The 25,788-nt window shown below is 46.1% G+C and carries 27 protein-coding genes; 12 read left to right on the top strand and 15 right to left on the bottom strand.

Annotated features, from left to right (window positions below; genetic code table 11):
- Positions 1 to 67: 67 nt before the first annotated feature.
- Entirely contained in the window at positions 68 to 1,399 is a 1,332-nt protein-coding gene (locus tag V1L52_RS11360) for an MATE family efflux transporter (RefSeq protein WP_428769748.1), read from the bottom strand.
- Between the two features lie 174 nt (positions 1,400 to 1,573).
- On the opposite strand from V1L52_RS11360, the gene V1L52_RS11355 reads away from it, so the two are divergent.
- Positions 1,574 to 1,783: a hypothetical protein gene (locus tag V1L52_RS11355; RefSeq protein WP_253679123.1), complete on the top strand. Its 210-nt coding sequence runs from the start codon at positions 1,574 to 1,576 to the stop codon at positions 1,781 to 1,783.
- 277 nt (positions 1,784 to 2,060) lie between these two features.
- Positions 2,061 to 2,315 (top strand): PIN domain-containing protein, encoded by a 255-nt coding sequence (locus V1L52_RS11350; RefSeq protein WP_428769745.1) that lies wholly within the window; start codon positions 2,061 to 2,063, stop codon positions 2,313 to 2,315.
- Between the two features lie 22 nt (positions 2,316 to 2,337).
- Here V1L52_RS11350 and V1L52_RS11345 read toward each other — a convergent pair whose 3' ends face one another.
- A complete protein-coding gene (locus V1L52_RS11345; protein ID WP_428769743.1) occupies positions 2,338 to 2,511 on the bottom strand; it encodes a hypothetical protein in 174 nt (57 codons plus the stop codon).
- A gap of 167 nt (positions 2,512 to 2,678) precedes the next feature.
- Positions 2,679 to 3,200 (bottom strand): nitroreductase family protein, encoded by a 522-nt coding sequence (locus tag V1L52_RS11340; protein ID WP_428769741.1) that lies wholly within the window; start codon positions 3,198 to 3,200, stop codon positions 2,679 to 2,681.
- Positions 3,201 to 3,481: 281 nt separating this feature from the next.
- On the opposite strand from V1L52_RS11340, the gene V1L52_RS11335 reads away from it, so the two are divergent.
- The gene (locus V1L52_RS11335) at positions 3,482 to 3,739 is read left to right on the top strand and encodes a type II toxin-antitoxin system RelB/DinJ family antitoxin (RefSeq protein WP_428769739.1); all 258 of its coding nucleotides are present in this window, start codon (positions 3,482 to 3,484) and stop codon (positions 3,737 to 3,739) included.
- A gap of 84 nt (positions 3,740 to 3,823) precedes the next feature.
- A complete protein-coding gene (locus V1L52_RS11330; RefSeq protein WP_428769737.1) occupies positions 3,824 to 4,192 on the top strand; it encodes a nuclear transport factor 2 family protein in 369 nt (122 codons plus the stop codon).
- A gap of 37 nt (positions 4,193 to 4,229) precedes the next feature.
- Here the strand turns inward: V1L52_RS11330 and V1L52_RS11325 are convergent, their stop codons facing one another.
- Both V1L52_RS11325 and V1L52_RS11320 read right to left on the bottom strand, forming a co-directional pair.
- Complete coding sequence (locus tag V1L52_RS11325; RefSeq protein ID WP_428769735.1) at positions 4,230 to 4,865, bottom strand: TetR/AcrR family transcriptional regulator; 636 nt, start codon at positions 4,863 to 4,865, stop codon at positions 4,230 to 4,232.
- Between the two features lie 242 nt (positions 4,866 to 5,107).
- Positions 5,108 to 6,934, bottom strand: a complete 1,827-nt coding sequence (locus tag V1L52_RS11320) for a phosphoenolpyruvate carboxykinase (GTP) (RefSeq protein ID WP_428769733.1) — start codon at positions 6,932 to 6,934, stop codon at positions 5,108 to 5,110.
- Positions 6,935 to 7,109: 175 nt separating this feature from the next.
- On the opposite strand from V1L52_RS11320, the gene V1L52_RS11315 reads away from it, so the two are divergent.
- From V1L52_RS11315 to V1L52_RS11305, 3 genes are read left to right on the top strand one after another with little or no spacing between them, the layout of a single operon-like run.
- Positions 7,110 to 8,357, top strand: coding sequence for a response regulator (locus V1L52_RS11315; protein ID WP_428769731.1), 1,248 nt, complete (start codon positions 7,110 to 7,112; stop codon positions 8,355 to 8,357).
- Between the two features lie 3 nt (positions 8,358 to 8,360).
- On the top strand, positions 8,361 to 10,361 hold the full coding sequence (locus V1L52_RS11310; RefSeq protein WP_428769729.1) for a response regulator: 2,001 nt from the start codon (positions 8,361 to 8,363) through the stop codon (positions 10,359 to 10,361).
- Between the two features lie 33 nt (positions 10,362 to 10,394).
- Positions 10,395 to 11,261, top strand: coding sequence for a histidinol-phosphatase (locus V1L52_RS11305; RefSeq protein ID WP_428769727.1), 867 nt, complete (start codon positions 10,395 to 10,397; stop codon positions 11,259 to 11,261).
- A gap of 83 nt (positions 11,262 to 11,344) precedes the next feature.
- Here V1L52_RS11305 and V1L52_RS11300 read toward each other — a convergent pair whose 3' ends face one another.
- On the bottom strand, positions 11,345 to 11,701 hold the full coding sequence (locus V1L52_RS11300) for a TraR/DksA family transcriptional regulator (RefSeq protein WP_428769725.1): 357 nt from the start codon (positions 11,699 to 11,701) through the stop codon (positions 11,345 to 11,347).
- A gap of 140 nt (positions 11,702 to 11,841) precedes the next feature.
- On the opposite strand from V1L52_RS11300, the gene infA reads away from it, so the two are divergent.
- Positions 11,842 to 12,060, top strand: coding sequence for a translation initiation factor IF-1 (gene infA, locus V1L52_RS11295; protein WP_016524676.1), 219 nt, complete (start codon positions 11,842 to 11,844; stop codon positions 12,058 to 12,060).
- 35 nt (positions 12,061 to 12,095) lie between these two features.
- On the opposite strand, the gene V1L52_RS11290 is transcribed toward infA, so the two are convergent.
- From V1L52_RS11290 to V1L52_RS11255, 8 genes are all read right to left on the bottom strand, one after another.
- Positions 12,096 to 12,677 carry a DnaJ domain-containing protein gene (locus V1L52_RS11290; RefSeq protein WP_428769723.1) on the bottom strand — a complete coding sequence of 194 codons (582 nt, stop codon included), beginning with the start codon at positions 12,675 to 12,677 and terminating at the stop codon, positions 12,096 to 12,098.
- A 175-nt stretch (positions 12,678 to 12,852) separates the two neighbouring features.
- On the bottom strand, positions 12,853 to 13,386 hold the full coding sequence (locus V1L52_RS11285) for a Smr/MutS family protein (protein ID WP_428769721.1): 534 nt from the start codon (positions 13,384 to 13,386) through the stop codon (positions 12,853 to 12,855).
- Position 13,387: 1 nt separating this feature from the next.
- Positions 13,388 to 14,848, bottom strand: coding sequence for a hypothetical protein (locus V1L52_RS11280; RefSeq protein ID WP_428769719.1), 1,461 nt, complete (start codon positions 14,846 to 14,848; stop codon positions 13,388 to 13,390).
- Entirely contained in the window at positions 14,797 to 16,368 is a 1,572-nt protein-coding gene (locus tag V1L52_RS11275; protein ID WP_428769717.1) for a VWA domain-containing protein, read from the bottom strand. Before V1L52_RS11275 ends, V1L52_RS11280 begins: the two co-directional genes overlap by 52 nt.
- Complete coding sequence (locus V1L52_RS11270; RefSeq protein ID WP_428769715.1) at positions 16,368 to 17,372, bottom strand: VWA domain-containing protein; 1,005 nt, start codon at positions 17,370 to 17,372, stop codon at positions 16,368 to 16,370. Before V1L52_RS11270 ends, V1L52_RS11275 begins: the two co-directional genes overlap by 1 nt.
- A complete protein-coding gene (locus V1L52_RS11265; RefSeq protein WP_428769713.1) occupies positions 17,359 to 18,267 on the bottom strand; it encodes a hypothetical protein in 909 nt (302 codons plus the stop codon). Before V1L52_RS11265 ends, V1L52_RS11270 begins: the two co-directional genes overlap by 14 nt.
- Before the next feature lie 107 nt (positions 18,268 to 18,374).
- Positions 18,375 to 19,313 carry a DUF58 domain-containing protein gene (locus V1L52_RS11260; protein WP_428769711.1) on the bottom strand — a complete coding sequence of 313 codons (939 nt, stop codon included), beginning with the start codon at positions 19,311 to 19,313 and terminating at the stop codon, positions 18,375 to 18,377.
- A 13-nt stretch (positions 19,314 to 19,326) separates the two neighbouring features.
- Positions 19,327 to 20,376 (bottom strand): AAA family ATPase, encoded by a 1,050-nt coding sequence (locus tag V1L52_RS11255; RefSeq protein ID WP_428769709.1) that lies wholly within the window; start codon positions 20,374 to 20,376, stop codon positions 19,327 to 19,329.
- A 70-nt stretch (positions 20,377 to 20,446) separates the two neighbouring features.
- Between V1L52_RS11255 and V1L52_RS11250 the strand changes: the two genes are divergently transcribed.
- The 4 genes from V1L52_RS11250 (at position 20,447) to V1L52_RS11235 (ending at position 24,226) form a co-directional block, all read left to right on the top strand.
- Positions 20,447 to 21,745: an aminotransferase class I/II-fold pyridoxal phosphate-dependent enzyme gene (locus tag V1L52_RS11250; protein WP_428769707.1), complete on the top strand. Its 1,299-nt coding sequence runs from the start codon at positions 20,447 to 20,449 to the stop codon at positions 21,743 to 21,745.
- The gene (locus V1L52_RS11245) at positions 21,738 to 23,000 is read left to right on the top strand and encodes a hypothetical protein (protein WP_428769705.1); all 1,263 of its coding nucleotides are present in this window, start codon (positions 21,738 to 21,740) and stop codon (positions 22,998 to 23,000) included. Before V1L52_RS11250 ends, V1L52_RS11245 begins: the two co-directional genes overlap by 8 nt.
- 113 nt (positions 23,001 to 23,113) lie before the next feature.
- Positions 23,114 to 23,530, top strand: coding sequence for a hypothetical protein (locus tag V1L52_RS11240; protein WP_428769703.1), 417 nt, complete (start codon positions 23,114 to 23,116; stop codon positions 23,528 to 23,530).
- Between the two features lie 96 nt (positions 23,531 to 23,626).
- Positions 23,627 to 24,226, top strand: a complete 600-nt coding sequence (locus V1L52_RS11235; protein WP_428769701.1) for a DJ-1 family glyoxalase III — start codon at positions 23,627 to 23,629, stop codon at positions 24,224 to 24,226.
- A 156-nt stretch (positions 24,227 to 24,382) separates the two neighbouring features.
- Here the strand turns inward: V1L52_RS11235 and V1L52_RS11230 are convergent, their stop codons facing one another.
- Positions 24,383 to 25,720 (bottom strand): acetate kinase, encoded by a 1,338-nt coding sequence (locus V1L52_RS11230; protein WP_428769699.1) that lies wholly within the window; start codon positions 25,718 to 25,720, stop codon positions 24,383 to 24,385.
- Positions 25,721 to 25,788: the final 68 nt, after the last annotated feature.

Below are 25,788 nucleotides of genomic sequence, written 5' to 3'. Positions count from 1 at the left end.
AAAATATTGTAACCGAAGACCGTAAAACCGCCTCAATTCCTCATTAAGCATTCCTAATTAACTAAAATCACAACCTTCTTAACACCCTTTGCTGCATGATAAAGCCGATGAGTATCATTGTAAAATCAACGGCAGGTTCCGCCCACCAGACGGCAAGGCTTCCAAACAGCTCAGGCAAAATCAGCATTGCAGGCACAAAGAGAATGAGTTGGCGTAATAGGACAATCGCTCCGGCTTTTTTGGCATCTCCTATTGATTGAAAAAAGGTAAGCGTCATAATCATAATTCCGTATAAAATAAATGTGGAATAAAACAGTTTGAAATTGATACTGCCTGCTGCAATAATTTCGGGGCGCACATTGAAGATTGATAAGAAGCTTTCTGAAAAAAGCATTGCAGGCACCCACGAGAGAGCTGCAAGAAGAGTTGCGCCGTACATAAAAAGTTTCATTGTTTCGCGCACTCTGCCGTACTGCCCGGCTCCGTAGTTCGCCCCGATAACCGGCTGTAATCCCTGACTCATACCCCAAAGCGGAATAAACGAAAACATATAAAGGCGCATTGTGGCAGACATCAAAATCCCCCAGTTATCGCCGCCTGAGGTAAACGCCTGCTTAAACAAAACCGTTTGCTGCACCGCAAATAAAAGCTGCATAAGCATAGCCGAGCTTCCGATGCCGAACATTTCACGGTATATTTCTTTGTACTTTTTAATTTTGTGTATTTTGACAAAGGGGCTTTTTTTAGCAAAATACCGCAGGGTTAAAACCGCCTGCACCATTTGCGACAGCACCGTAGCAATCGCAGCTCCCTCAATTGCATACTCTCCCATCAAAAGCATAAAAATCGGATCCAGCACGATATTCAGCAATGCCCCCGCACCCATAATGAACATGGATTGTTTTAAAGCACCTTCACCTCGCATGGTCATATTTCCGGCTTGAGCAAAGTTTACGAATACCGAACCTAAAAATACAATCCGCAAATACCGCACGCCGAAATCTTTAATCGCTCCTTTTGCTCCCACCATTTCCAAAAAATAGGGAGCGGCAAGCACACCCGCCGCCGTAATCACTGCCGAAAAAAGCAGCACCCAATAACACACATTGCCGAAAATTTTATCTACCGTTTCCGTATCACCTTTGCCGATTGCCCGCGACAAAATGGACGCACTTCCGACTCCGAGCAGTGCAGACACCGCCCCGTTTATCAGCGTCAGCGACATAGAGATACTGATTGCAGACATCGCATAGTCTCCGATAATCCTTCCTGCAAATACCCCGTCCATAAACGGATACAGCCCGATAACGACCATACCGACTATTCCGGGAACCGCAAGCTTAAAGAGCAGCTCCCTCAAGTCTTGTGTCAATAACCGTGTTTTCATATCTTTGTTCATTTTATTCCCTCTCATGATTTTTAGATAACATTGTATGCTGACATTGTTATCTAAAACAGGAAAAAAGTCAAGAGGATGGAGGGACTTTGTAGTAGTAGAAATATTCGGCAATAAATGATATAATAATGTAGTTTGAAGAAACTTCCTTTGATATACTTAATTAGGGAGAAATATATGGTTTATGAAACATTAGTTGAACAAATAAAAACGGTTCCGCAAGAATGCCTTGCCGATATACAGAATTATGTCCAATATATTCTTTATAGATATAATCAATCAGCCGAAAAAGAAAAACATACGGATTTATCAAAATATTTCGGTTCACTAAAATTTCATCAAGATGCATTGAAAATACAGAAGGAAATGCGGAATGAGTGGAACTGATTTTTTAGCTGATACAAATGCTTTAATTTATCTGCTTGCCGGTAATCCCTGTATGAAACCTTATATTTCCAAAAAAATCGGATTTTCAATAATTTCGGAAATGGAATGTTTATTTTAGCCGACACAATACTGTCGGCTAAAAACACTTCAAGTTTTGTCATGCGGCAAAACTTGTTTCATTGACGGCACTTTCTCAGGCTTCGCCTTGCGAAAGTGTAGCAAATAAGCAATCTCCTAATTTTGATAAATTACTCGATTGCTTATTTGATAAGAACTTTTGTCGTTTTCAGGAATAAGTCATCAAGAACAAAATAATATAAAAGCTTTTTTATCTGAGTGTTCAGAGCTGCAATTAACAAAAGAAGTCAAAGAAAAAACTATTGAAATCCGTAAACACTATAAAACAAAATTACCGGATGCAATTATTGCAGCAACGGCAATAGTAAGTCAAATTCCGTTGATTACAGCCGATAAAGCTTTTGAACAAATTAAAGAATTAAATTTAGTTTTAATAAAACCTGTCATCATTTAAATATTTTTCCAATTCCCTTTTTCTATATCATCTTGGCTCTGCACTCATTACAAAATAAGGCAAAGTCGGTATTAGGGTTTTCTTTTATGTACTTTGTAACGGCGGTGTTTTCGACTTCATTTTGCATATCTTTGAGGTAATAGTAATATCCCAATCTTCTTCCGACGGCAAAATTAAGTTTATCTTCCACACTCATCGAAAGGTACTAAAAGATGTCAATTCTTTGACAACTTCCAATAGTAAGTTTACAATATGCTCATTCACATAATAACTTGTAATATCGGTAAGCTGCTCGATAAAAAGCTATTAAATACCTCTAAAAACTTCAAGTTTTTAGAGGCTCATTTTTATCATCTTGTTTTTCTAAAATGATGAGTATTGAACTATCATGTCCATCGGATTCCGCTCATCGTCATAGCGGTCAGGCGATTTTGCCGCTTCTTTTCCGTAACCGATAACCAAAATGTTTACCGGAATCAAATCATCGGGGATATTGAATTCGGCACGCACTACATCGGGTTTAAAATAAGTAATCCAGCAGCTTGAAAGCCCCATGTCTTGAGCGCACATCATCATGTGGTCGGCAGCGATACTTGTGTCAATATCCGCCATACTTGCCTTATCAAAAGGACGAACCCACACCGCTTTTTTGTCGGCGCATACCACAATGGCAAGCGGTGCCCCGTGCGGAGTACATGCTTTTTGCAGCTTACTCATCGCCTCCTCGTCATTTAAAACAAGAAAACGGCAGGGCTGCATATTTGCCGCCGTAGGAGCAATACGCCCCGCTTCCAAAATACTGTTAAGCTTTTCCGCCTCAACAGCTCTCCTTTCATAACTCCTCACCGAATGTCTGCTTTTGGCGAGGAGCAAAAATGTGTTCATACAACACCTCCTTATATAAAAGCATTTATGATAGCATTATATGCTAACAATGTTATCTAAAATAAGAAAAAAGTCAAGAGGGGTATGAGAAGGGATTCCCGCATTATGATTATCTAAGTCTTTGTATGATAATAACTTAGTATATAGAATCAGAAAAAATAAAAAGTGAATAAGTTATTATATGTTATAGCTTTATAATTTAATGCGGAAGCCCTCAGGGTATGAGAAGAAAGCATTGCTTTTGTATTGCTTTTGTATTATACTTATGCTAAGAGGTAAGCATGAAAACAGCAGTTTTACAAACGCGGATAGATAAAGCGCTCAAACAGGAGGCGGATGATTTTTTCGAATCTATAGGAATGGACACGACAACAGCAATTCGTATATTTTTAAAACAAACGTTAATACAACGTAAGATTCCGTTTGAAATTGTTCAAGATGATTCTTTTTACTCGGAAAAGAATATAAAAGCTTTGGAACATTCTAAAGCTCAAATGGAAAACGGCCGGCATTCAATTCGTGAACTTATTGAGGCATAACAGTGCATAAAGATTTTTCCTGCAAAAATCATTATAATGATAAATAATCTTTGTATTAGTTCCGTCAGAAGAGGTAATAGGGTTATGAATATACAAAAATATTGGGAGGCGGTTTTACGGCAGCAACCGGATAAAATTAAACCGTTTTTTCACAAAGAAGCATATATAAACTGGCATAACACCAATGAAAGATTTACCGTTGATGAATTCATTAAAGCAAATTGTGAATATCCCGGAGACTGGGACGGTATGATAGAAAAGGTTGTTGAAAAAGATGATTTGATAATTACCGTTGTCTGTGTATTTTCGCAGGATAAAACGGCTTCTTTTCATGTAACATCATTTATGAAAATAAAGGCCGGTAAAATTATTTCACTTGATGAATATTGGGGCGATGACGGCAAAGCCCCGCAATGGCGTCTTGATATGCATATAGGAAAATCAATTGAATAAAAAGGAAAGCTTCGCTGCAAAAACAATACACAGAGCTTTATTTTTCTCCATCCTGCACCCCGAAAACCTTCCTCCAGCCGGCGGAAAAAAATTCGGCCAAAGTTTTCATTGACTGTAAGGCGGCTTTTTTTGAAAAGTTGTGCAGCACGGTTTCAAATATGCAGGAAAAATAGGCGTGGGTAAGCATGTGCAATTCTTTTTCCGGAAGGCGGCGGACGGTAACGCCTTTTTTTTCAAGCAGTTCGTAGGTTTTATACATATCCTTCATTTCCCGCTTTACCATCCAATCGGTAAAATCGGCATACTTCGTGCCGGCGGAACAACAAAGTATCAGTTTAAAGGATTCCAAGTGATCGAAAATATAGCCTACAAAATCTTCAAGGGCCTGTGCCGACACATTCCATATTTCCTCTATGCCGCCTTCTTCAAGCACTCCGAAGCACAGCTTTTCGGAAGCGGAATACTGCTCCTGCAAGCCCTGAACGGCAGGTTCCACCAATGCGGAAAAAAGGTCTGCCTTATCCTTAAAGTGCCGGTAAAAGCCGCCTGTGGTAACGCCTGAAAGTCTGCATATTTCCCGCAAATTGGAGCGCTCAAAACCTTCCTTTAGAAAAAGTTCTTTTCCCTTGTTGAGAATCGTTTCGTGTGTTTGTGCGTATGTTCCCGTGTTCATATTTTCCGCCTCTTTGGTAACCCTGTTATCAGTATAATAAAAACGACGGAATTGTCAATGAACAAGCGCGGCAATGTCCGAGTCTACGATAAAAACGATAAAAAAATAAAAAAAGCCGGCCGCCTAAACGCATAGCGCTTTTCGGCGGTACCGGCCTTTTGGGTGTCGGGCTGCCCGAAAACTTAGGATTTCGGACAGTTCCAAAGTTTTACATTTCCGTCCGCATGCGGACGGAAAAAGTATTACATTTTTTGCAAATTGGCTTCCAAAATATCAAGCTGTTCGCTCAATTCTTTGGGCAAGTGGTTTTTGAATTTCGGGTAGTGGTTTGCGCGGATATCGGCAATTTCTTTTTTCCAGCCTTCCTTATCTACCGAAGTGATTTCTTTCATCGCCTCGGGGCAGATATCCAAGCCGTCGGTGTTGATTGCACCGTCTTTGGGCATGTAGCCGATAGCGGTATCGATGTAGTTGTCTTTACCGTCGCAGCGGTCGAACACCCATGCCAAAACGCGGCTGTTTTCGCCGTAACCGGGCCAAATAAAGTGATCGTTTGCGTCTTTGCGGAACCAGTTGACGTAGAAAATCTTGGGAAGCTTGTCTTCCGTCGATTTTTTACCCATGTTTATCCAGTGTTGGAAGTAATCGCCCATGTTGTATCCGCAGAAGGGAAGCATTGCGAACGGATCGCGGCGGACTTGACCTACCTGATCGGAAATAACGGCGGCGGTAACTTCGGAGCCTACGATGGAACCGAGGAATACACCGTGGTTCCAATCGCGTGCCTGGTGAACCAAGGGAATGGTCGAGGGGCGCCGTCCGCCGAATAAAAATGCGGAAATCGGTACGCCTTTGGGGTCTTCCCATTCGCTTGCAATACAGGGGCACTGTTTTGCGGGAGCCGTAAAGCGCGCGTTCGGGTGAGCGAATTCTTCGCCCTTGGGACTTTTGTCTTTGGGTAAGGCATCGCGGGTGTTTCCCTTCCAGTCAACAAGCTTGCCCGTTGCGGGGTAGCCGATTTGCTCCCACCATACATCGCCGTCTTCGGTAAGGGCGCAGTTGGTGAATATGCTGTTTTCCTTGCAGGATTCCATAGCGTTTTTGTTGGAGTCGTCGGAAGTACCCGGCGCAACACCGAAAAATCCCGCTTCGGGGTTGATTGCGTACAGGCGGCCGTCTTCGCCGAATTTCATCCATGCGATATCGTCTCCGACCGTTTCAACCTTCCAGCCGGGAATGGTCGGAATAAGCATGGCGAGGTTTGTTTTACCGCAGGCCGAGGGGAAGGCGCCGGTAACGTATTTAACCTTGCCTTCGGGGTTTGTAAGCTTGAGGATAAGCATGTGCTCGGCAAGCCAGCCTTCGTCGCGTCCCAAAACCGAAGCGATACGCAGGGCAAAACATTTTTTACCTAAGAGTGCGTTTCCGCCGTAACCCGAACCGTATGACCAGATAAGGCGTTCTTCGGGGAAGTGGGAAATGTATTTGTGTTCCATATCCGCGCAGGGCCAAATGCCGTTGTCGCTTTCGCCGGCAGCAAGGGGTTTTCCTACCGAGTGCAGACAGGGAATAAATTCTCCGGTTTCGTTTATCAGTTTAAGAACATCGGTTCCCACGCGGGTCATAATGTCCATATTGCATACAACGTAAGCCGAGTCGGTTAATTCAATACCGTTTTTAGCGATGTTCGATCCGACCGGTCCCATAGAAAAGGGAATGATGTACATGGTGCGGCCCTTCATACAGCCCTTGTACAAGCCGGACATGGTTGCCTTTAATTCATTCGGATCAATCCAGTGATTGGTGGGGCCTGCAGCGTCTTCGGTTTTGCTTGCAATATAGGTACGGGCTTCCACGCGGGCAACGTCCGAGGGAAGGGAGCGGAATAAAAAGCTGTTGGGTTTCTTTTTCAGGGAAATAGCCAAGCCGGAGTCAACCATTTCCTTCATTAAGCGGTCGTATTCTTCCTTTGAGCCGTCGCATACATAGACTTCGTCCGGCTGACAAATTTTAATACATTCATCCACCCATGCTCGTGCTTTAGGGTTTTTAATTTCGTCTAATTTCATATGAACTCCTTCGTCCGGCGTGTCCCGTGCATTGCAGATTGACTAAAACCTACGCCGTATCGATAAAACTATACAGTATTTTATCGAACGTTACAAGAGGTTTGCGGCCGGCGATTGCAGTGCGGAGACGGCTGTACTCTTGTAAAAATAGCTTTTTTAGCTTATACTGTATTGCATGAAGCAAGTACTTCTTATAGATACGCCGCCTCTGTTTCGAGAGTTTTTAAAGGAAAAACTCACCTCCGAAAAAATACATGTGGAGGCGGCCGGCGGAAGGCGCGATGCATTTGCGAAAATGGTTTCTCTTTTGCCGGATCTTATTATTATAGATGTACCTAAAAATTTTCAGGAACTGACCGAATTTTTTGAAAAAAAACGGACGGATCCGAATGCAAACTGTATTCCCGTTATTTTAAGCGGTCCGCTTCCTCCCCGCGAAATCGTAGCGCGGCTGCCGAGTTATCACGTTATAAAGTATTTTAATAAGCCGATTAAATTCGATATATTTTTCGAATTTATAGGGCAGACACTTCGTACCCCTCTTTCCATCGATACGACGCAATCTATCTTGGAAATGCACTTAAATAAAAACATTATTTTTATTGAAATTGCACAGGGCTTAAACCGGGAAAAACTGGCGCTTTTAAAATACCGCATAGATGAAATCATCGAAAACAACAAGCTTGTTTCGCCCAAGGTTGTTTTGATGATAAGCGACTTGCGGTTGTCCTTTGTCGATGCGATCAATCTTGAATTATTATTGTCCAATGTGACCTTTGATTCACGAATTCAGCGTAAAAATATAAAAATACTTTCAAAGGACAGGTTTGTGTGCGATTTTATCGACGGCCATGAAGAATTCAGAGGCGTTGAGGTGGTCGAAAACCTGTCCATGGTTTTGAGCAAATTGGTAGCCGAATCGAGCGGTAATGATATCAGCGAAGTAATCAGCCAAAACATCCTCGCTTCGACCGAGGATATGCAGGAAGGCTCGGTTGAAATGCGCTTTCATTCGGAAACGGGCGTTGCCTCGGTTATGAATACGAAAAAAAGCGAAAAATTACAGGTTGCGATTATAGATGACGATCCGATTACAAGAAAAATTCTGGAAGCCGCCTTCGGTAATTTAAACAGCCAAATATACATGTTTGACGCGGGTACCAAATTTTTGGGAGCCGCAAATCAAAAAATTTACGACTTGATTATTTTGGATATTTTTATGCCGGGGCTTTCGGGCTTCGACATATTGAACGCTTTACGTGCAAAACAATATCCGAGCCCGGTTATCGTATATTCTTCGGCCGCACAAAAAACGTCGGTTATTCAAGCCCTGAGTTTGGGTGCCAAAGCCTATCTTATCAAACCTCTGAAACCCGATGCCATTATTCAAAAAGCCTTGGAAGTGTTGAATACTAAGGTATAAGCAATGGTTAAAGAAAAACTCGATTATGCCGGTGCCGGACGCTTTTTGGCAAATACGATTCACGAAGTCCGTACGCCTATTCAAACAATTATCGGAACCTTGGAACTGTTACAGCAGACAAACCTCGATACCGAGCAAACCGAATATGCCCGGCAGATTCAGTTCGGTGCCGAAGTACTGTTGTCCCTTGCGAACAATATTTTGGATTTTACGAAAATTCAATCGGGAAAAATCGAAATCGAAAAAATACCGATGGATATAATCGGCATAACCGAGCAGACAATCGACTTGATTTGTATAGAAGCTCATAACCGCGGTCTTGAAATCGTTACGGATTTCGATTATACAATTCCCCCGTTTATAAAGGCGGATCCGGTCAGAATACAGCAGATTTTATTGAACTTTATAAAAAATGCCGTTAAATTTACCGCAAAGGGGTATATTCGGGTTCGTTTATGTCAACAGGATAACGGAACAACACTTCTTTTTGAAGTTGAAGATTCGGGTATCGGAATTCCCGAAGAAAAGCAGCGCCATTTATTTAAAGATTTTTACCAAGTCCATGTTTCGACTACCCGTAAATACGGGGGGACGGGCTTGGGACTTTCCATTTGTAAGAGTTTGGTAACTCTTATGGGCGGCGAGGTCGGCATGCGATCCAATCCTCTGGGAGGCTCTGTTTTTTGGTTCAGCCTTCCTTTGGAAAAACCGTCGGCCGAAGAAATGAAAACGGCTTTGGACGGGATACGGCAGAGACCCCCGAATCCTCGTGTACCGGAAAATACCTCCGTCTTGCTTGTGGACGACAGTAAGCTTGCGCTGCGCAGTTTATGTGCAAAGCTTAAGGTGTTTAACGTAAAACAGATAGATACCGCATCTTCCGGAGAACAGGCTCTGCGTCAAATGCGAAGAGCCGCCTCTATGGGGACCCCCTATTCTTTGGTCTTTATAGACATGCTTATGCCTGCGATGGACGGCTGGTATCTTGCAACTGAAATAAACAACGATACAAGTATTAACAATTCAAAGTTATATCTCATGGTTCCCGAAGGGCAGATGGGCGGCGAAGCGAAGATGAAGATGCTCGATTGGTTTAACGGTTATTTGTATAAACCGATTAAATTAAACATGCTCAAAGAAATGCTGTTGACTCATTTTAACACGCCGCTCGACTTGGAAGTTGTCGAGCCTTCCGTCCGCCAAAATGAATTTTCGGCTGCGGGGTTGACCGTTTTGGCGGTCGAAGACCATCCGGTTAACCAAAAACTTATTCAAACGTTTTTAAAACAATTCGGTGCCGAGGTTTTGACGGCAAATGACGGGCAGGAAGCGGTTGACTGTATAAAAGAAAATCCCCATATCGATTTGGTCTTTATGGATATCCTTTTGCCTCTTAAAACGGGCTTGCAGGCAACGATTGAAGTACGGGAAGCCGGTTATAAGGGAATCATTATCGCCTGCACCGCAAATACCGATCCTTCCGATTTTAACCTCTATTTGTCGAACGGTATGAACGATATTTTAACAAAGCCGTTTAAACGAAAAAATATCGAAGATGTTTTAAAAAAATGGGACGCTTTTGTGCGTAAAGCACAGCAAAGCGATATCCCTTCCGCCGAGCTTCCGGCTTTTTCGAAGGGGGGAGGGGAGGCTGCAAAATCGGTTGACAATTTGTGGGACATTCCGCGCTTTATGAACGATATTCAAAACGATAAGCATACGGCTTCCGACCTTATCGAGCGTTATATTTTTCAAACCGGTCATCTTGCACGCAGAATACGCGATTGTCTTGAAAATAAAGAATTTGCACGGCTTGAGAGTATCGGCACTGCGATAAGAGAAAGTTCGGCCGATATTAAGACTGCTTTATTGACGGAGGCGGGCAGGGATTTGGAATATGCGGCAAAGCGCGCCGATTTAACGGAGGCTCGGAACGCTTTTAAGCATATTTGTTCGGGATTGGAAGCTTTTAAAAAAGCGGCCCGCGAATTTTTATTAAGATAAGATAATATCTCAATTATAAATCGGAGAGTAAAAATGTTTATAAAAACGAATTATCATACGCACTGTACCTTTTGCGACGGAAAAAACAGTGCCGAAGAAGTTGCCCTGCGCGGCGCCGAACTCGGTTTGGCGGTTTTGGGTTTTTCATCGCATACCGCATGGCCCTTCGGTACCAAGTGGCACTTACAGCCGCGTGAATACGGAACCTATCTTGCCGAAATAAGCCGCTTAAAAGAAAAATACGCGGGGACGATGGAAATCCTTATCGGTTTTGAAGGCGAATATATGCGCGGTTTCAGCTTACCCGACAAAAGCGTGTACGAAGAATTTAAGCCGGATTACCTTATCGGCTCCGTACATTATATTTTTTCGGAAAATCTTAAGGGGGCCGCCGTTCCGCCCTATTTTACCGTAGACGGAAGTGCCGAAGAGTTACTCGGCGGTATAAAAAGTCATTTCGGCGGGGATGCAAAAAAGGCCGTGCAGACCTATTTTGCCTTTGAGCGCGATATGGTGCAAAGCTGCGACTTCGATATTATAGGACATGCCGACCTTATCCGTAAAAAAAACGGCGAGCTGCGCTTTTTTGACGAAAACGACGAGTGGTACCGCCGGGAATTGGAAGAAACGGCCCGGGCCATTGCCCGAAGCGGTAAGGTTACCGAAATCAATACGGGCGGCATGAGCCGTGCGGGCTTACCGACCCCCTATCCTTCGCCGTATTTTTTAAGCCTTTTGAAAAAATACGATGTCCCGCTTACCCTCAATTCGGACAGCCATGAAGTACGCACGCTTACGGACTTCTTCGATGTCGGAATGAAGGCGGCCCGGGATGCGGGTTATGACGAGCTGTGGTACTTAAGCGAAGGCTCGTGGAAAAGTCAAAAAATCCCCCTATAAGGCACACGATGCCGGGAGTGTAAAAGCGGCTGTACCCGTAAGGGGCGGCCGCTTTTTTTGCGCAAAACTCCCTTCTTAGGCTTTCAGCGGCTGCGTTTTTCATCCGCCGATTTACAATCGACACATAAAAGCGCATAGGGAATCGCTTTTAATCGCTCTTTGGGAATACGTTTGCCGCATTTCATGCACAGTCCGTATTTACCCTGTTCAATGCGGGTTAAAGCCGAATCAATCAGCTTTAAACGGTTTATATCTTTAGACCCGACGGCATCGAGCATTCTGCGGTCGATATCGTCCGAAGCTATATCCACAACATCCTTTGCTTCCATACTGTCGACAATTTCGCGAAAGTCGTTGCTGTTCGCCATGAGTTGATTGATGATTTCGGTTTTTAAATCCAAAAGCGCTTGTTTCATTTTTTCGATCAATTCTTTTTCCATTTCCAAAACTCCCGTAGTTGACAACATATAGATTTACTCATAAAATTATACGTATGAATTCGGAAAAAGGCAAACCCTTTTTGGCGGATTTTGCATTTTTTTTGCCCTAAAAAGGCATTATATTACATTTTGGAGGCACTGTGGCTAAAGAAGAAGCTATTGAAGTTGAAGGTATTGTGAAAGAGGCTTTGCCGAACACAATGTTCCGTGTTGAATTACAAAATAAACACATCATTCTTGCGCACTTATCGGGCAAAATGCGCAAACATTACATCCGTATCGTGCCCGGGGACAGCGTAAAAGTTGCGTTATCGCCCTATGATTTAAACCGGGGAAGAATTATTTTCCGGGAAAGATAATAATCCGGCCGTTTACACATTCAATTCGATTTTACTTATTTGGATTTCGGCGAAAACAGTATGCGCAGCGCCCGTATCGTGCCCGTAAATCCGTTTACTATTGCGGCTAAGCAGAGAATCGGGCCGAACGGCAGCAGTATCCATGAATACCGCAAAAAGGCAAGTCCGATAAAAAAGACCGCAATATGGCGTATAAGGGCGGAAAAAGCCGCTTGTTTAGGCGGTACGGTTTCTTCAGGTTCTTCGTAGGTATAACGGTAAAAACGATTTCCCCCGTTCCCGGCGGTGCCGTTTTTCATTGCTTCTTCGTACCATGACCAAAAGTCGGTGCCGAAGGGAGCTCCGGTAAAGCCGCCGGAAGCCGAACCGTATGCTCCCCTGTTGTAGGATGCGCGTGCATAGCTGTCGGTGCTTCCGTAACGGTCGTATTCGGCGCGTTTAGCCTCGTCGCCGAGCACCGAATATGCGGCGCTTATGCGTTTAAACTTTTCTTCCGCTGCGGCGTTTCCCTGATTCCGGTCGGGATGATATTGAAATGCCGCATCCCGGTACGCTTTTTTTATTTCATCGGCCGTGGCGTTTTTTGTTACGCCGAGTACCGTATATAAGTCTTCCATAAAAACAGTCCGTTTATAAAATAACGGGCAACTCTAAAAACTCGGTTGGCTTTTTAGAGCTGCCTGACGAGTTTTTAATAAGTTTTATATTTAGAATGACTTATTAAAAACATCGCAAATTAAATCTAAGGAAAACCTCTAAAAACTGAAGTTTTTAGAGGTCTCCTAACCTGTGTTATGACCGGTGTAAGCTTGCGCGTATGATAACCCATGTTGCACCGCGTCCTCCCTCGGCTCCGGATGGATGTCCCGATGAACCGAGCCTTGTATCTTTTTCTATAAATGCGCGTACCGTATCCTTTAATACGGGTTCTTCCGCCGAGTGGTTCCCTTTCCCGTGTACAATCAGTACTTTTTTTAATTTACGGCGGCTGCATTCACCGATAAAGGAGTCGAGGCTTTGCCATGCTTCTTCACGGGTAAGACCGTGTAAATCGAGCTGAGCTTCAAAGGGAAGTTTTTTTATCGATGCCGCGCTTGAATACCGGCGCTTTTCTTCCATGCGCTCAAATGCGGCATCCTTATCGACAACGCCGTATCGGCGCATCCATAAATCCATGGGATTTATGCGTTTTTGATTGTCCGCATCCTGCCTGTCTTCCGACCGGCTTACGGGTGCGGCACCCGGCTCCCGTTTAACCTGAATGCCTTTTTTTCGGCCGTTTTGCTGCTCTTTTTCCCATTGCGCAAGAATGTCGGCAAAATCCACTTTATTTATCCTCTTTGTTTTGTATTCGAATCGCTTCGTTTTTTAATATCCAGCCTCTGCGTTCTCCGGCTGATGCCAAATACCAATCACCGCTTTCATGCAGCAGGCGGAGCCGCGTTCCCTCCTGTAAGACGGCACTGCTTTGTGCGCCGATTTCCGGAATTGCGCGTAAAACGGCATTGTGTGCAATAAGAGCCGGCCGTACAAGGGGCGGAATATTTTTAAGCACAAAAAGTGCGCAAAAACATGCAAGCATAATAAGGACAAAAACGATTTTTTTTGCCCTTTGCCGTCTCAATAAAACAAAGATAGGGATAAAAAGGATACAGAAAACAGCCGCCGCCGCAAGAGTCCAAAAGAGGGGTGCTTCATCCGGATTTTGTAAAAGCACGGTTTTTTCAAGGGCTCTCCGTTCTTTTCGGAACAGCCAAAAAGCGGGCGAGTGCCGCTCCCCGGTTCGAAGTTCCGCCAGTCTCAGGGCAAGATTTTCATCGCCGGCCGCAGGTACGGCTCCCGCCGGAGGAACGGCACCGGCCGAAGGCACTGCTTTTGCCGCGGGCAGCGGTACGGAGGTGCTTTGCATAAGGGAACTTTGTGCCGGGACGCTTTTTGATTCTTTTACAGGCCCTGCTTGTGTTGAGCCGGGTGCCGAAGGCAGGGCATTTAATAGTGCAGGCCGAACTTTTACCGTATAAGAGGAGCCTCCGTAGGATTCCGCACTCACTTCCGTCTGCGGCAATTCACGGCTTCCTGCAAAAAACGGAGTATATACAAATTCCGCAATGAGGACAGCATCCGCTTCTTTTTCGGGTCCGATTTCAAAATACGCTTTACCGTCAGGTTCAAAAAAACGTGCATCCTCTTCCCAGAGGGCGTCCTCCGGCGCTTCCGTTGTTATTCCGTGAAGCCTGCGGAAATACCGTCCGCTCAGCCGTACCCGTACCGGCTTTCCCGCTTGTACGATTTGAGACGGAGGATGCGTACTGAAAAAGAATTCGGGTATAAGAGAGCCGGGATTGTCGAAAACGGTTAAAACCGGAAAAACGGCGGTACGGCTTTTACCCTTACTGCGGACCTGCAGGGGGCTGAGCCGTATCGTTCCCGCTTCTAAAAAGCGTACCGAATAGCTAAGCCTTGTACCTCCGGCAGCCGCCGTTTTTTCAAAACCGGTAAATGCCGCACCCTCGGGAGTTTTTTCAAAAAAAACTTCCACCTGTCCGGGCTGTACATCGGGAATTTCGGCTGTAAAAATATAATCGGTTTTTGTTTGAATCGGGCTTGCCGGATTCGATAAAGAAAAGTGCACAATTCCTTCCTGTGCGGAATTTTCCGCCTTTGCGGGGCTGCCTTCGGCGAACGCTGTGAGGAGGATAAAAAACGCGTTTAAAAAAAGGGAGCTTATGCCGTATTTTAAAAATCCGGTTTTCCGCTTGAGGCGGGTTCGGTATACATATTTTTCCATCTTTTTTGATCGTTCTCCCTCATAAGTGAAAATACCGTATCTTCGGCTCCGGGCGGAGCGTTTTGCACATCGGCGGGTGTCCGTTCCGATGCCGCGGGTTTTGATTTTAAAGCTTCTTGTGTAAGACAAAGTTCAAAATTGATTTTTGCGTCCGTGTCGGCGGGCTTTATTAAAAGGGCGTTTTTAAAACATGAGGCTGCAAGAGGAAAATTGCCGGCCCGATAGGCGATGATGCCCTTATTATATGAAACCGCAAATAAAAGGTCGGGTACGGAGTTCGGCGGAACTTCATTGAGTTTGCCGAGTGCGGCTTCGGTTTCATCCTGCATAAGATAGGAGGAAGCGAGGCCGTACACGGCATAAGCTCCAAGTTCCCGATTGTGCAGTTCCCGGGCACGTTGAGACGCGGTTAAAAAGGCTGCCGTCGCTTTTTGGTAATCATGCCGTGCCCAGCGGTAAGAGCCCAGTAAAACCGCTCCTTTTTCGGTGTTCCACGAAGAGCAGCCGCCGAAAAGCAGGGACAGGCATAAAAGAAAGTGCGGCAAAAGCCGTTTTGGAAGGGGGGATGCATAGGCAAGGGCAAAACCCGCAATAAAAAACAAAAGACTTACAAGTAAAAAAGCGCCGTGATGTTTTTGTTTTTGCATTTCATAGGCCGTTCCCGCCGATACTTTTTTTTGCGCCGAAGAGAATAAAGCGGGTTCAATAAGCTGCAGTACAAAATTCGAAACCTCTTTATTGGCCGCATCTATATAAAATACGTTTTCTTTATCGGCCGCTTTTTTGAGTTTTGATGAATGCAATGCGGTTTTTACCCGTGTTTTACCGTCTCCGGCCGGAATTTCAATTTCTTTTTCGTTTCCGGTACCGATTAAAACTATTCCTATCCCGAAGCGCTCCGCTTTTTCGCAGGCGCGCTCTATGCTTCCTTCGGTTTCATCGCCGTCGGTAAACACTATAACGGTTGAATTGCGTGCCGATTGGGGCGGAAAGGCTTCAATCGCCCGCTCTATACCCGATGAAATACTCGAGCCGGGCGCCGAAAGCATGGCAGGCGAAAGCATTCCTATAAGGTTTTCGGCCGCATGATAGTCTTCGGTCAGCGGAAGGGCTAAAACGCCGTCTCCCTTTGCCAAAACGGCCGCAACTGCCGTTCCTTTAAAACGGTTTAAAAGATTGAGCGCAATCCGCTGTGAGAGCTCCAGGCGGGACAGCTTTTCTTTTTCGGATGCATCGACGGCGGTCATACTGTAGGATATATCGAATACAAAACAAACGGCGCTTCCGCTTCTTTGTACGGGAACGTCCTTCGTTCCCCATGAAGGGCCTGCAAGGGCGCATACGGCACAAAACCATGCGCCTGCCCAAAGTATTGTGCGTCCGTAAAGACGGCGTATAAGAGAGCGTCCGGTTCCGGTTGCGCGTGCAACGACGGCCGCCTTGCGTATGCTTATAAGGCTGTATAAAAGGGCGGGCGGAAGGGCGCAGAGTAAAAATAAAGCTTCGGTTTTTTCAAACATCAGGATACCGCCTCGTGCAGATAAAGCCGCCTGATAATCCATGCGGTAAAAAAACAGGTTAGGGCCGCAAACGTACATTCCGGATAAAACGAGCGCTTTTTTTGTTTGAGCGTATAGGCTTGGCGGACCGTATTTTTTATACGGATGTTTTGCAGCGCTGCCGAAAGCGAGGCAAGGCTTTCGACCGTATAATAGCTTCCGCCGCCTTCAAAGGCAAGACTGCGTAAAGAAGCGTCGTTAAAATCGGAATCCAAATAGCCCGAATAGCGTTTGCCGCTTATAGGGTCCGTGTATTCGATGGGTACCGAGCCCTTTGTGCCTATGCCCGCAATGTAAAGCGTAATATTTTTATCCTTTGCCAAAGCGGCCGCCGTATTCGGGTGTACGGCCCCCGTATTGTTTTCACCGTCGGTAAGCAATACAATGATTTTTGCCGGGGCTTCGGATGATGCAAGATGATAGACGGCAGTGCTTATACCTACTCCCAAAGCCGACCCGTCTCCGAGCTCGCCGATTTCCATCGCATCGAGGCGCGTAAAAAAGGTTTTTTGATCCATGGTCGGCGGTACCAAAAGCGCGGCTTCCGAAGCGAAGGCTGCCAAACCGTAAGAAGCGCCTTGATTTTCGCGTACCAACAGGGATATAGCCTGTTTTGCCGCTTCCAGACGGCTTGTGCCTCCTATATCGAGGGCAGCCATTGAAGGGCTTGTATCGGTAACGAAAATAATTTCCGCCCCGCGCGAAATAAAACGTTTTTCCTGCTCGGTTACAATGGGCTCGGCAAGGGCTGTAACAAGGGCGATAAAACCGCTTAAAAACAATATGCTTGACAGAGTGCGCAAAAAGCGGCTGAACCTATGTTTCCATTCGAAGCCGCCGCCCTGCCAATCTTCAAGAGGAAGGGGGAAAACGGGCGGCGACACAAGGGAAAACTTGCGAAGTATACAGTACAGCGGAATCGCTAAAAAAAATAAAAACGCCGCCGGATGTTCAAAGCTGTTCACTGCGGGCCTCCGGTTCTTCGGGTTGTTCAAAATAGACAAGGGCGGAGCGCGTTTTTTGTATCCATAAGAGCCGCTCTTCCTCGGGAAAATCGGGGTTTTGTATGCCGCAAAAGCGGATATAATCGCAGCGTGCGCATACTTCATATAATCCGTGCATGTATTCGCAGGATGTTTCCGATGCGGTTTCCGCAAAAAAAGCCGAAAAGGCCGCAACCAGTTCGCCGCTTGTTTTTGCCGTAAAGGGCAGTGCAAACCGTTTTTCAAGATAGCTGCGTATTAAAGAGGAAAGGCGGCGGCAAAAAAGAGATGCTTCCGATTTTATGCCGTTTTTTTCCAAAAATAAAAGTTCACGGCAGGCTCTGAGGTAGTTGTGCGAAGAAAATATACGGGAAAAAAACGATTGCGCAATATCTCTTATCAGCTTAAAACGGAATAAAACGACAAGGAGCGCGGCACCGAACAGCAGGATAAGGGCGGAAAACAAAACGACGACATAGGTTGTCCCCGGCATAATAAGGGGGCCCCGTACCGGCCGAAGATTTTTTTCTCCCCGTTTTTCACTTATAGACTGAATCTCAACGCCGGGAATATCTATAAAAAGGGGACTTGCGGAAAGCTTAAAGACGGAAGCCAAATCGAAGGGGGCCATGTCGAGTTCGCCCGTTTTCCAGGGAATAAAAAATACCGACAAAACATAGAGGGGTGAGCTTCCGCTTAGTGTAAGTTTTTTTACGGTATACTCGCTTGCCGATAAAAGTTCACATACCGCCTCATCTGAAACCGTTTGTGAGGCCGTAAGGCCTCCCTGCCGTCCGCCCGGCACGCTTGAAGAGCCGGAGTTCAACAGGTTTCCCGCAAAGGAAAACTCAAAGCGTATTTCCGCTTCGTCTCCCACATAGACTTCCTTGGGTATGAGAGCGGCTTGCGTGCTTTGCGCTGCGGAAAAAATCGGCAGGAAGAGGATAAGGACAGTATAAAACCGGCGGCAAAAGCCTTTTTGCATCATAGGCCTCTTTTTCCCGAAGAAAAAAAATCAATCAATACCGGAAGCGGATCTTCTCCCGCCGCTATATTAAGCGGACAAACGCCGCGGCGGATAAAGAGGCTGTGCCGGCGTTCTTTGAGCCGTTTATGGAAATCCTTCCATTCGCGCCGAAACGCGTAGGAAGATGTCGGAAGTACCGCGGTTTTGCCGCTTTCGGTATCGGCAAATGTGAGCCCCCCGCATAAAGGAAGTTCTTCGTCCGATTTTGAGCCGATTTGAAGGGCTGCAACTTCGTGTTTTAAAGCAAGGGCTGCAAGATTGTCTTCGTATCCTGCACAGCGAAAATCGGATATGACAAAGACGAGGGCGCGGTTTTTTAACAGTTTTGCCGAAGCGCGCAAGGCCCGGTTTAAGGCCGTTCCCTTAACGCGGCGGGGGGGCAGGCTGTTCAATTTTGAAAATAAAAGCATGGCGTAATCTTTACCGCTTTTCGGTTCGGCGGAAAAAAGGATTTCTCCGTCAAACAAAACGCAGCCGACCGGACTTGCATTATGTAAAGAGGCGAACAGCAAACAGGCGGCCGCTTCCGCCGCCGTTTTTAGGCGTGCGCGGTATTCTTCTCCGCTGTCCATCGATGAAGAAAAATCGACAATAAAAAAAACGATGAGTTCCCGCTCTTCTTCAAAGAGTTTAACAAAGGGTTTACCCATGCGGGCGGTTACGTTCCAATCGATTGAACGCACATCGTCTCCGCGCATGTATTCGCGCACCCCCGAAAAATCGATGCCGCGGCCCTTATAAAAAGAACGCGATGAGCCGGCTTTCATGCTGTCCGAAAGACTGCGGGCGCGGATGTGCAGGGCGGAAGCTTTTTGCGCGATAATACCCGTATTCGGCAAAAGAGCGCTTTTTTGCCGGATTTTATGCCGCACCTTATGCTGCATTGTATGCATCATTCCATGCTCCATATCAGGGTACCGGCAAAAGAGAAAGAATCTTTTCTATCAATTCGTCCGCGCTTACGTTGTCGGCGGCCGCTTCATAAGACAAAAGAAGGCGGTGGCGCAAAACCTGCACAGCCGTATCTTTTACGTCTTCCGGAAGCACAAAGGAGCGCCCCGCAAAAAGCGCCCGTACCTTTGCGCAGCGGCACAAAGCTATGCTTGCGCGCGGCGAAGCACCGAATGAAATATATTTTAATATGTCGGAGCGTTCCGGCGTTCCTTGAAAAATCGGGGCATGAGAAGCAAGGGCGTGCATACGCGTTTTTTTTACGTTATCCGGCCGGGTAACGTTTACAATCGAGACGATGTAGCGCATAATCTCTTCCGCGCAGTGTACCTTGCCGGCTAAGGTTCTGCAAAACTCTATCTTTTGCGCATCGAAAACTTTTTTTACGGGTATGTTTTCCGGTGCTCCTCCTTCTTTTACGATGAGCAGCTCTTCATCGGCAGACGGATAATTCAGTATGATTTTTAATAAAAAGCGGTCGAGTTCGGCTTCGGGAAGATTATAGGTTCCTTCCTGCTCGATGGGGTTTTGGGTTGCCATCACGAAAAAAGGCCGTGCAAGCGGAAGGCTTTGCTCTCCTATCGTAACCTGATATTCGGCCATGGCTTCAAGGAGGGCGGACTGCACCTTTGCCGGAGCGCGGTTTATTTCGTCCGCCAAAAGCAGGTTTGTAAATACGGGGCCCTTGCGCACGGAAAAGCGGCCGGAAGACTGTTCATATATGAGAGTGCCCGTAATATCCGCGGGCAAAAGGTCGGGCGTAAATTGAATGCGTTTAAAGTCGAAACCCGACATATCCGAAAAGGTTCTTACCGTAAGGGTTTTTGCCAAACCGGGTACGCCTTCAAGCAAAATATGCCCGCCTGCAATCAGGGCGGTAAGAATACCGTCCACCGTTTCGGTTTGTCCGACTATCCGCTTTGCGGCCTCTTTGCGGCAGTTTTCTATTATAGTACGGCATTCATCAAAGCCGCTTTGATTAAATCCTTCCGTTTTTTCGACACTCATTTTCAGTTCCTTGTAACAAATTTTCGCTTCTCATTGACACATTGCCCTGCGTCGCTTATTATACCATATCATGATACATGCATTAGCACAAGAATTAAATACCGTGCTTGACGGTACAAGTGCGGGTTCTCTGTTGTCCGATTTGGGACGGCGCATCTTTTTTCCGAAGGGGATTATCGCCCAAAGCGCCGAAGCGAAGGAATTCGGACGCAAAGCAAATGCAACAATCGGCATGGCCTGTATTGACGGAAAGGCCGTTACGCTTCCCTGCGTACAAAAACATCTGCCCCTTTTAAACGCCTCCGAAGCCGTTGCCTATGCCCCCACTGCCGGTAATCCGGTATTGCGTGAATTATGGAAGCAAAAAATTTTAGAAAAAAATCCCGATTTGGCCGATAAAACCTTTTCTTTGCCCATTGTCGTTCCCGGTCTTACCGCAGGTATTTCTTATTTGTGCGATTTATTTATATCCGAAAACGACGTGCTTTTAGCCGCCGACCCCTCGTGGGATAATTACGCACTTATTGTAAAAGCGCGGCGCAATGCCCAGTTTTTGCAGTTTCCCATGTTTTCTCAGGGAGGCTTTAATCTTGCGGCCTTTAAGGCGGTTATGAACGAAGAGAGCAAGATGGGAAAAATCCGCGTTTTGCTTAACTTTCCGCAAAATCCGTCGGGGTATTCGCCCACCCGTGAAGAAGCGCGTGAAATATGCGATATAATCCGCCGCGCCGCGGAGAAGGGCGCCTATGTTACCGTGTGGTGCGACGATGCCTATTTCGGTTTAAACTACGAAGAAAATACGGAAAAGCAATCCCTGTTTGCCTTTTTAGCGGATATACACGAGCGCGTGCTTGCCGTTAAAATAGACGGTCCTACAAAGGAAGATTACGTATGGGGCTTCCGTACCGGATTTTTAACCTTTGCGGGAAAGGACTTGCGGGAAGAGCATTATACCGCCTTGTCGAAAAAGGTAACGGGCATTATACGCTCATCGGTTTCCTGCGCATCGACTCCCGGCCAATCGATTATGATAAAAGCTCTTCAAAATCCGAGCCTGCAAAAAGAAAAGGATAAGTTTCGGGTTTTGCTTGAAAAACGTTACCGCAGGGTACGCGCCTTTGTCGATGCAAAAAAGGGGCATCCGGTTATAGAACCCTTTCCCTTTAATTCAGGCTATTTTATGAGCTTTCACTGTAAAACGGTCAGTGCCGAAATTCTGCGCCAAAAGCTTTTAAACGAATGCGGAATCGGCACGATAGCCATAGACAACGAAACGCTGAGGGTTGCTTTTTCGAGCATTGATGAAACCGCCATAGACGCCGTATACGGGGCGATTTATAAGGCGGCAGAGGATTTGGCCGATGAATAAAATACGGGAACTTTTTTGTGCGCTGTTTTTATGTGTTTTGACTTTTTCCTGTAAGGCCGGTTACGAGCGGCCCGTTATCTTATGGACAAATCAAAGCGAATTTATAACCTACGCGGAGTTGTTCAACGAAACCCGCGACGACGTAAAAGTCCTTGTTGTGTACAAGGAAAACCCCGTGGAAGCCTTTCCTCCGGCAAAGGATGAAGACCTTCCCGATATTATCGTCGGCCCCTGGTTAAAAAATCGGCGTATACGCGGCAACTTTATGCCCCTCGACTACATGTTCGATGACCGGCTTATAGACCGCTCGATATTTTATCCCCAGCTTTTAAAACCGGGAAACGTAAACAACAAGCAGTACCTTTTGCCGGTAAGCTTTAATTTAAGCGCTCTTATTTTTTCCACCGATTACACGGACATTATTCCCGACAATTATATGCTTGATCCGGATCAAATACGCGATGCGGCCGTCCGGCTGAATAAAATTAACGATAAGGGCATGTATACATCGATGGGCTTTGCCCCCCGCTGGACTCCCGATTTTTTATATCAAATCATAAAACTGTACGGGGCCGATTTTTCGGAATCCGCCAACCAAAGGGAATCTTTTAGATGGAATGCCAAAGCTTTAAGCGAAGGCATTGCCTATTTACGCACATGGACCGAACAGACGAATACTTCAACCGCAGCCGAAGACGATTATCAGTTTAAATATTTATACAATCCCCGCGTTAAGTGGGTCAGCGAAAAGCACTGCCTGTTTGCCCATATCAACGGCAGCGATTTATTCAGAATTCCGCCGGAACGTTTACAGGGTATAGATTTCCGCTGGATTCAAAAAGACAATAAAATGCCTATAGAAGACGATATGATTTCTATGGGATTGTACAAGTATTCAAAAAATCTTCCGGCCGCCGAACTCTTTATTATGTGGTTTATGAATACCGAAAATCAAAAGAAGATGCTTGAATGGCGTTCCAAACTGAATTTGTATACAAGTTCCTTCGGTATTTCAGGCGGCTTTTCGTCGATTCGCAATGTAAACGAACGCATCTTCCCCGTCTTTTATCCCGCTTTGCTCGGAAACCTTCCGGCCGCCGAATACTTATCGGTGCCCAATATTTTACCTGCAAACTGGAAAGAAATCAAAAGTGCGGTTATCCTGCCTTATTTGCTCGCCGGCACAAACACCCGATTTTCCGCCTCCGATAAAACAATCGAGCAGTTTATCGCCGACTGGAAGCGCAAAAACTGATAAGCGGCATACTTTTCCGATAAAAAAAGATTGACGTATTGCAGTTGTCTGTCCGCCTGAAAATTCCCCTTAACTGATTTTTATTTTATCCGATATTTAAAACAGGAGGAGATATGCTCAGGGCACTCGGTGATTTAAACGGCATTGCACAAGCTCGCTATAATGCGGCCGCCTTGTCCCGTATTTCATCCGCCGCTGCGGGAAAACTGCATGTGCCCGTAGATCCCGCCCTTGTAGGCTACAGTCAATTTAAACACGTTGCAGGCGTTGCGGCCGCCGAAGGACAACCGGGTGTCAATATAAGCAAAATATCGATTTTAAATACCCTGATTGAGCGATTAAGCGGTTTAAAACAGCTGCCGCAAAATCATGCCGACGGCTCTCGGCTAAGCGACCGCCAAATAGACGCCCTTATAGACGATTATCAAACCCGCATTAAAAATATCGTCAGTATTGCAAAATCGAATCCCTACGTTTTAGGCGGGGTAAGCTTGCCTCAAAGCGGTGCTCTTTTTTCAATCACTGCGTAAAAACCCGATACAAGTGAGGCAAATGATAAACAGTTCGGCAAAATGGTGCCTCACTGTTTATCCCATTTCCTGCAAAAAGTTTTTATAGGAGAATATATGAAAACATGCGTTGTGTTATTGGCCGAAGGCTTTGAAGAAACCGAAGCGGTTGTGCCCGCCGATATATTGCGCCGGGCGGGAGTGCAGGTCCGCTTTGCTGCTGTAGGATGCGTAGGAGGCTGCGATACCGCCCTGTGTGTAAAAGGTTCTCACGGAATTAAAATTGAAGCCGATATAACAAGCGCCGAACTGCTTGCCGAAATTGAAAAGGGAAACATACCCGATGCCGTTTTTTGTCCGGGCGGCATGCCGGGCAGCACCAATTTGGTAAAAAGCGCCGATACCGCATCCGTTTTACATGCGGTAAAACAGGCCGGAGGAATCCTTGCGGCAATATGCGCCGCCCCCGCCGTTGTTTTTGCCCCTTTAGGGCTGCTTGACGGAAAAAGCTTTACCGGCTATCCGGGAACCGAGGATGTAACCAAAACGGCCCCCCAGGCAAAACCCAAAGAATACCTTGTACGCGATACCGTTCTCGACGGCAGGGTGCTCACCTCGCGGGGGCCCGGTACGGCATCGGAATTCGGCTTTGAATTGGCCGCCCTGCTTACCGACTCTAAAACCGCTTCCGATGTAAAAAGGGGCATGCTTTTTTAGGCTTTTTAGCCGTGCAGCTGTCCAAAAACTTCAGTTTTTGGCCGGTTTCCTTGATTTTGATTGCGATGTTTAAAATTAAGTCATCTGAATATAAAGACTTAATTTTAAACTCGTCGGCATAGGCTAAAAAGTAACCGACTTTTTAGCCTATGCCGTTTATTTAGGCTGTGCGATAATTTTGCCCAAGGCAGGATTTTTTTCCAAATCTTTTTTTAAGCCCTCGGCGCGCGCCTTGTTTACATAATCTTTGCTTTGGAAGCTGTAGGTAAAGTTCGTGTGCACGTCGTAGGTTCCCTTCATAAGAGCGTAGGCGTCCTCGGTCATAACCAATTCTTCATCAGTCGGAATAACGAAAATCTTCACCTTTGAATCGTCGGCGCTTATGCAGGTTTCCGCATTGCGCGTGCGTGCAAGCTCGTTTTTCGCGCTGTCCATCTTAATTCCCAAAAACTCAAGGCCCTCAACCGATTTTGCACGGATAAGAGGAGCAAACTCGCCGACGCCCGCGGTAAAGATAATCGCATCCACCGGTCCGACCGCGGCCAAATATGCACCGAAGTATTTGCGAAGCCGGTAACATTCCATATCGAGGGCAAGCCGTGCCCGTTCATCGCCCTCTTGGGCCGCCTTTGTAACGTCGCGCCGGTCAACGTATTTTCCCGTAATACCGAGCAAACCGCTTTTTTTGTTTAAAGCCGTATCCATTTCGGCGGCCGTCATACCCGTTTTGCGCATAATGTAAAAGGGAAGGGCGCAGTCCATATCGCCTGAGCGCGTACCCATAACCAAGCCTTCAAGCGGCGTAATACCCATCGAGGTATCGAAACACTTGCCGCCCTTAACCGCGCACATTGAAGCGCCGTTTCCGATATGGGCGATAATCACGTTCGTGTCGGCAGGCTTTTTTCCTAAAAGCACACTTGCGCGCTTTGCCGTATACAAAAACGAAGTTCCGTGGAACCCGTAGCGTCTGGCCGCATATTTTTCGTACCATTCGTGCGGAATCGCATACATAAAAGAAGACGGCGGCATTGTCTGGTGCCAGGCCGTATCCATAACCGCACAGTGGGGAACATCCGGCAGCACCTTTTGCGCCGCTTCAATACCCATAATATTTGCCGGATTGTGCAGAGGGCCCAAATCCTGAACCGAGCGGAAGGTTTCAAGCACTTCCGGCGTAACCAGCACCGACTTTGTAAACTTATCGCCGCCGTGCAGCACGCGGTGACCGACCGCCTTAATAACCTGCATATCCGAAATAACGCCGACAGTCTTATCGGTAACGGTTTCGATAATCAATTCAATCGCTTCTTTGTGAGTGGGGCAGGGCTGTAATTTGACAAACTCGTCCTTTCCCTTTGCATTATGAGTAATCCCCGAACCTTCCTGCGTAACCCGTTCCACAACACCCGACGCGAGGACGTCCTTGGCGTCCCAATCGTACACTTGATATTTTGCGGACGAACTTCCGCAGTTCAGCGTTAAAATAACCATAGCACCTACCTTCCGTAAATAAATATAAATTTCACTTATTATATGCGATACGGCCGAAAAAATCAAAT

Origin of the sequence: Treponema sp. HNW, assembly GCF_050320395.1 — a bacterium.
Taxonomy (GTDB): Bacteria; Spirochaetota; Spirochaetia; order Treponematales; family Treponemataceae; genus Treponema_C.
Note: the sequence above shows the minus strand (reverse complement) of the source record. Positions and strands in the feature narration are given on the sequence as shown.

Bases quoted from the DNA above. Each gene is read 5' to 3' on its own strand.
- V1L52_RS11360 (WP_428769748.1), bottom strand. From the start codon at position 1,399: ATGAACAAAGATATGAAAACACGGTTATTGACACAAGACTTGAGGGAG.
- V1L52_RS11355 (WP_253679123.1), top strand. From the start codon at position 1,574: ATGGTTTATGAAACATTAGTTGAACAAATAAAAACGGTTCCGCAAGAA.
- V1L52_RS11345 (WP_428769743.1), bottom strand. From the start codon at position 2,511: ATGAGTGTGGAAGATAAACTTAATTTTGCCGTCGGAAGAAGATTGGGA.
- V1L52_RS11340 (WP_428769741.1), bottom strand. From the start codon at position 3,200: ATGAACACATTTTTGCTCCTCGCCAAAAGCAGACATTCGGTGAGGAGT.
- V1L52_RS11335 (WP_428769739.1), top strand. From the start codon at position 3,482: ATGAAAACAGCAGTTTTACAAACGCGGATAGATAAAGCGCTCAAACAG.
- V1L52_RS11330 (WP_428769737.1), top strand. From the start codon at position 3,824: ATGAATATACAAAAATATTGGGAGGCGGTTTTACGGCAGCAACCGGAT.
- V1L52_RS11325 (WP_428769735.1), bottom strand. From the start codon at position 4,865: ATGAACACGGGAACATACGCACAAACACACGAAACGATTCTCAACAAG.
- V1L52_RS11320 (WP_428769733.1), bottom strand. From the start codon at position 6,934: ATGAAATTAGACGAAATTAAAAACCCTAAAGCACGAGCATGGGTGGAT.
- V1L52_RS11315 (WP_428769731.1), top strand. From the start codon at position 7,110: ATGAAGCAAGTACTTCTTATAGATACGCCGCCTCTGTTTCGAGAGTTT.
- V1L52_RS11310 (WP_428769729.1), top strand. From the start codon at position 8,361: ATGGTTAAAGAAAAACTCGATTATGCCGGTGCCGGACGCTTTTTGGCA.
- V1L52_RS11305 (WP_428769727.1), top strand. From the start codon at position 10,395: ATGTTTATAAAAACGAATTATCATACGCACTGTACCTTTTGCGACGGA.
- V1L52_RS11300 (WP_428769725.1), bottom strand. From the start codon at position 11,701: ATGGAAAAAGAATTGATCGAAAAAATGAAACAAGCGCTTTTGGATTTA.
- V1L52_RS11290 (WP_428769723.1), bottom strand. From the start codon at position 12,677: ATGGAAGACTTATATACGGTACTCGGCGTAACAAAAAACGCCACGGCC.
- V1L52_RS11280 (WP_428769719.1), bottom strand. From the start codon at position 14,848: ATGGAAAAATATGTATACCGAACCCGCCTCAAGCGGAAAACCGGATTT.
- V1L52_RS11275 (WP_428769717.1), bottom strand. From the start codon at position 16,368: ATGTTTGAAAAAACCGAAGCTTTATTTTTACTCTGCGCCCTTCCGCCC.
- V1L52_RS11260 (WP_428769711.1), bottom strand. From the start codon at position 19,313: ATGATGCATACAATGCAGCATAAGGTGCGGCATAAAATCCGGCAAAAA.
- V1L52_RS11255 (WP_428769709.1), bottom strand. From the start codon at position 20,376: ATGAGTGTCGAAAAAACGGAAGGATTTAATCAAAGCGGCTTTGATGAA.
- V1L52_RS11250 (WP_428769707.1), top strand. From the start codon at position 20,447: ATGATACATGCATTAGCACAAGAATTAAATACCGTGCTTGACGGTACA.
- V1L52_RS11245 (WP_428769705.1), top strand. From the start codon at position 21,738: ATGAATAAAATACGGGAACTTTTTTGTGCGCTGTTTTTATGTGTTTTG.
- V1L52_RS11240 (WP_428769703.1), top strand. From the start codon at position 23,114: ATGCTCAGGGCACTCGGTGATTTAAACGGCATTGCACAAGCTCGCTAT.
- V1L52_RS11235 (WP_428769701.1), top strand. From the start codon at position 23,627: ATGAAAACATGCGTTGTGTTATTGGCCGAAGGCTTTGAAGAAACCGAA.
- V1L52_RS11230 (WP_428769699.1), bottom strand. From the start codon at position 25,720: ATGGTTATTTTAACGCTGAACTGCGGAAGTTCGTCCGCAAAATATCAA.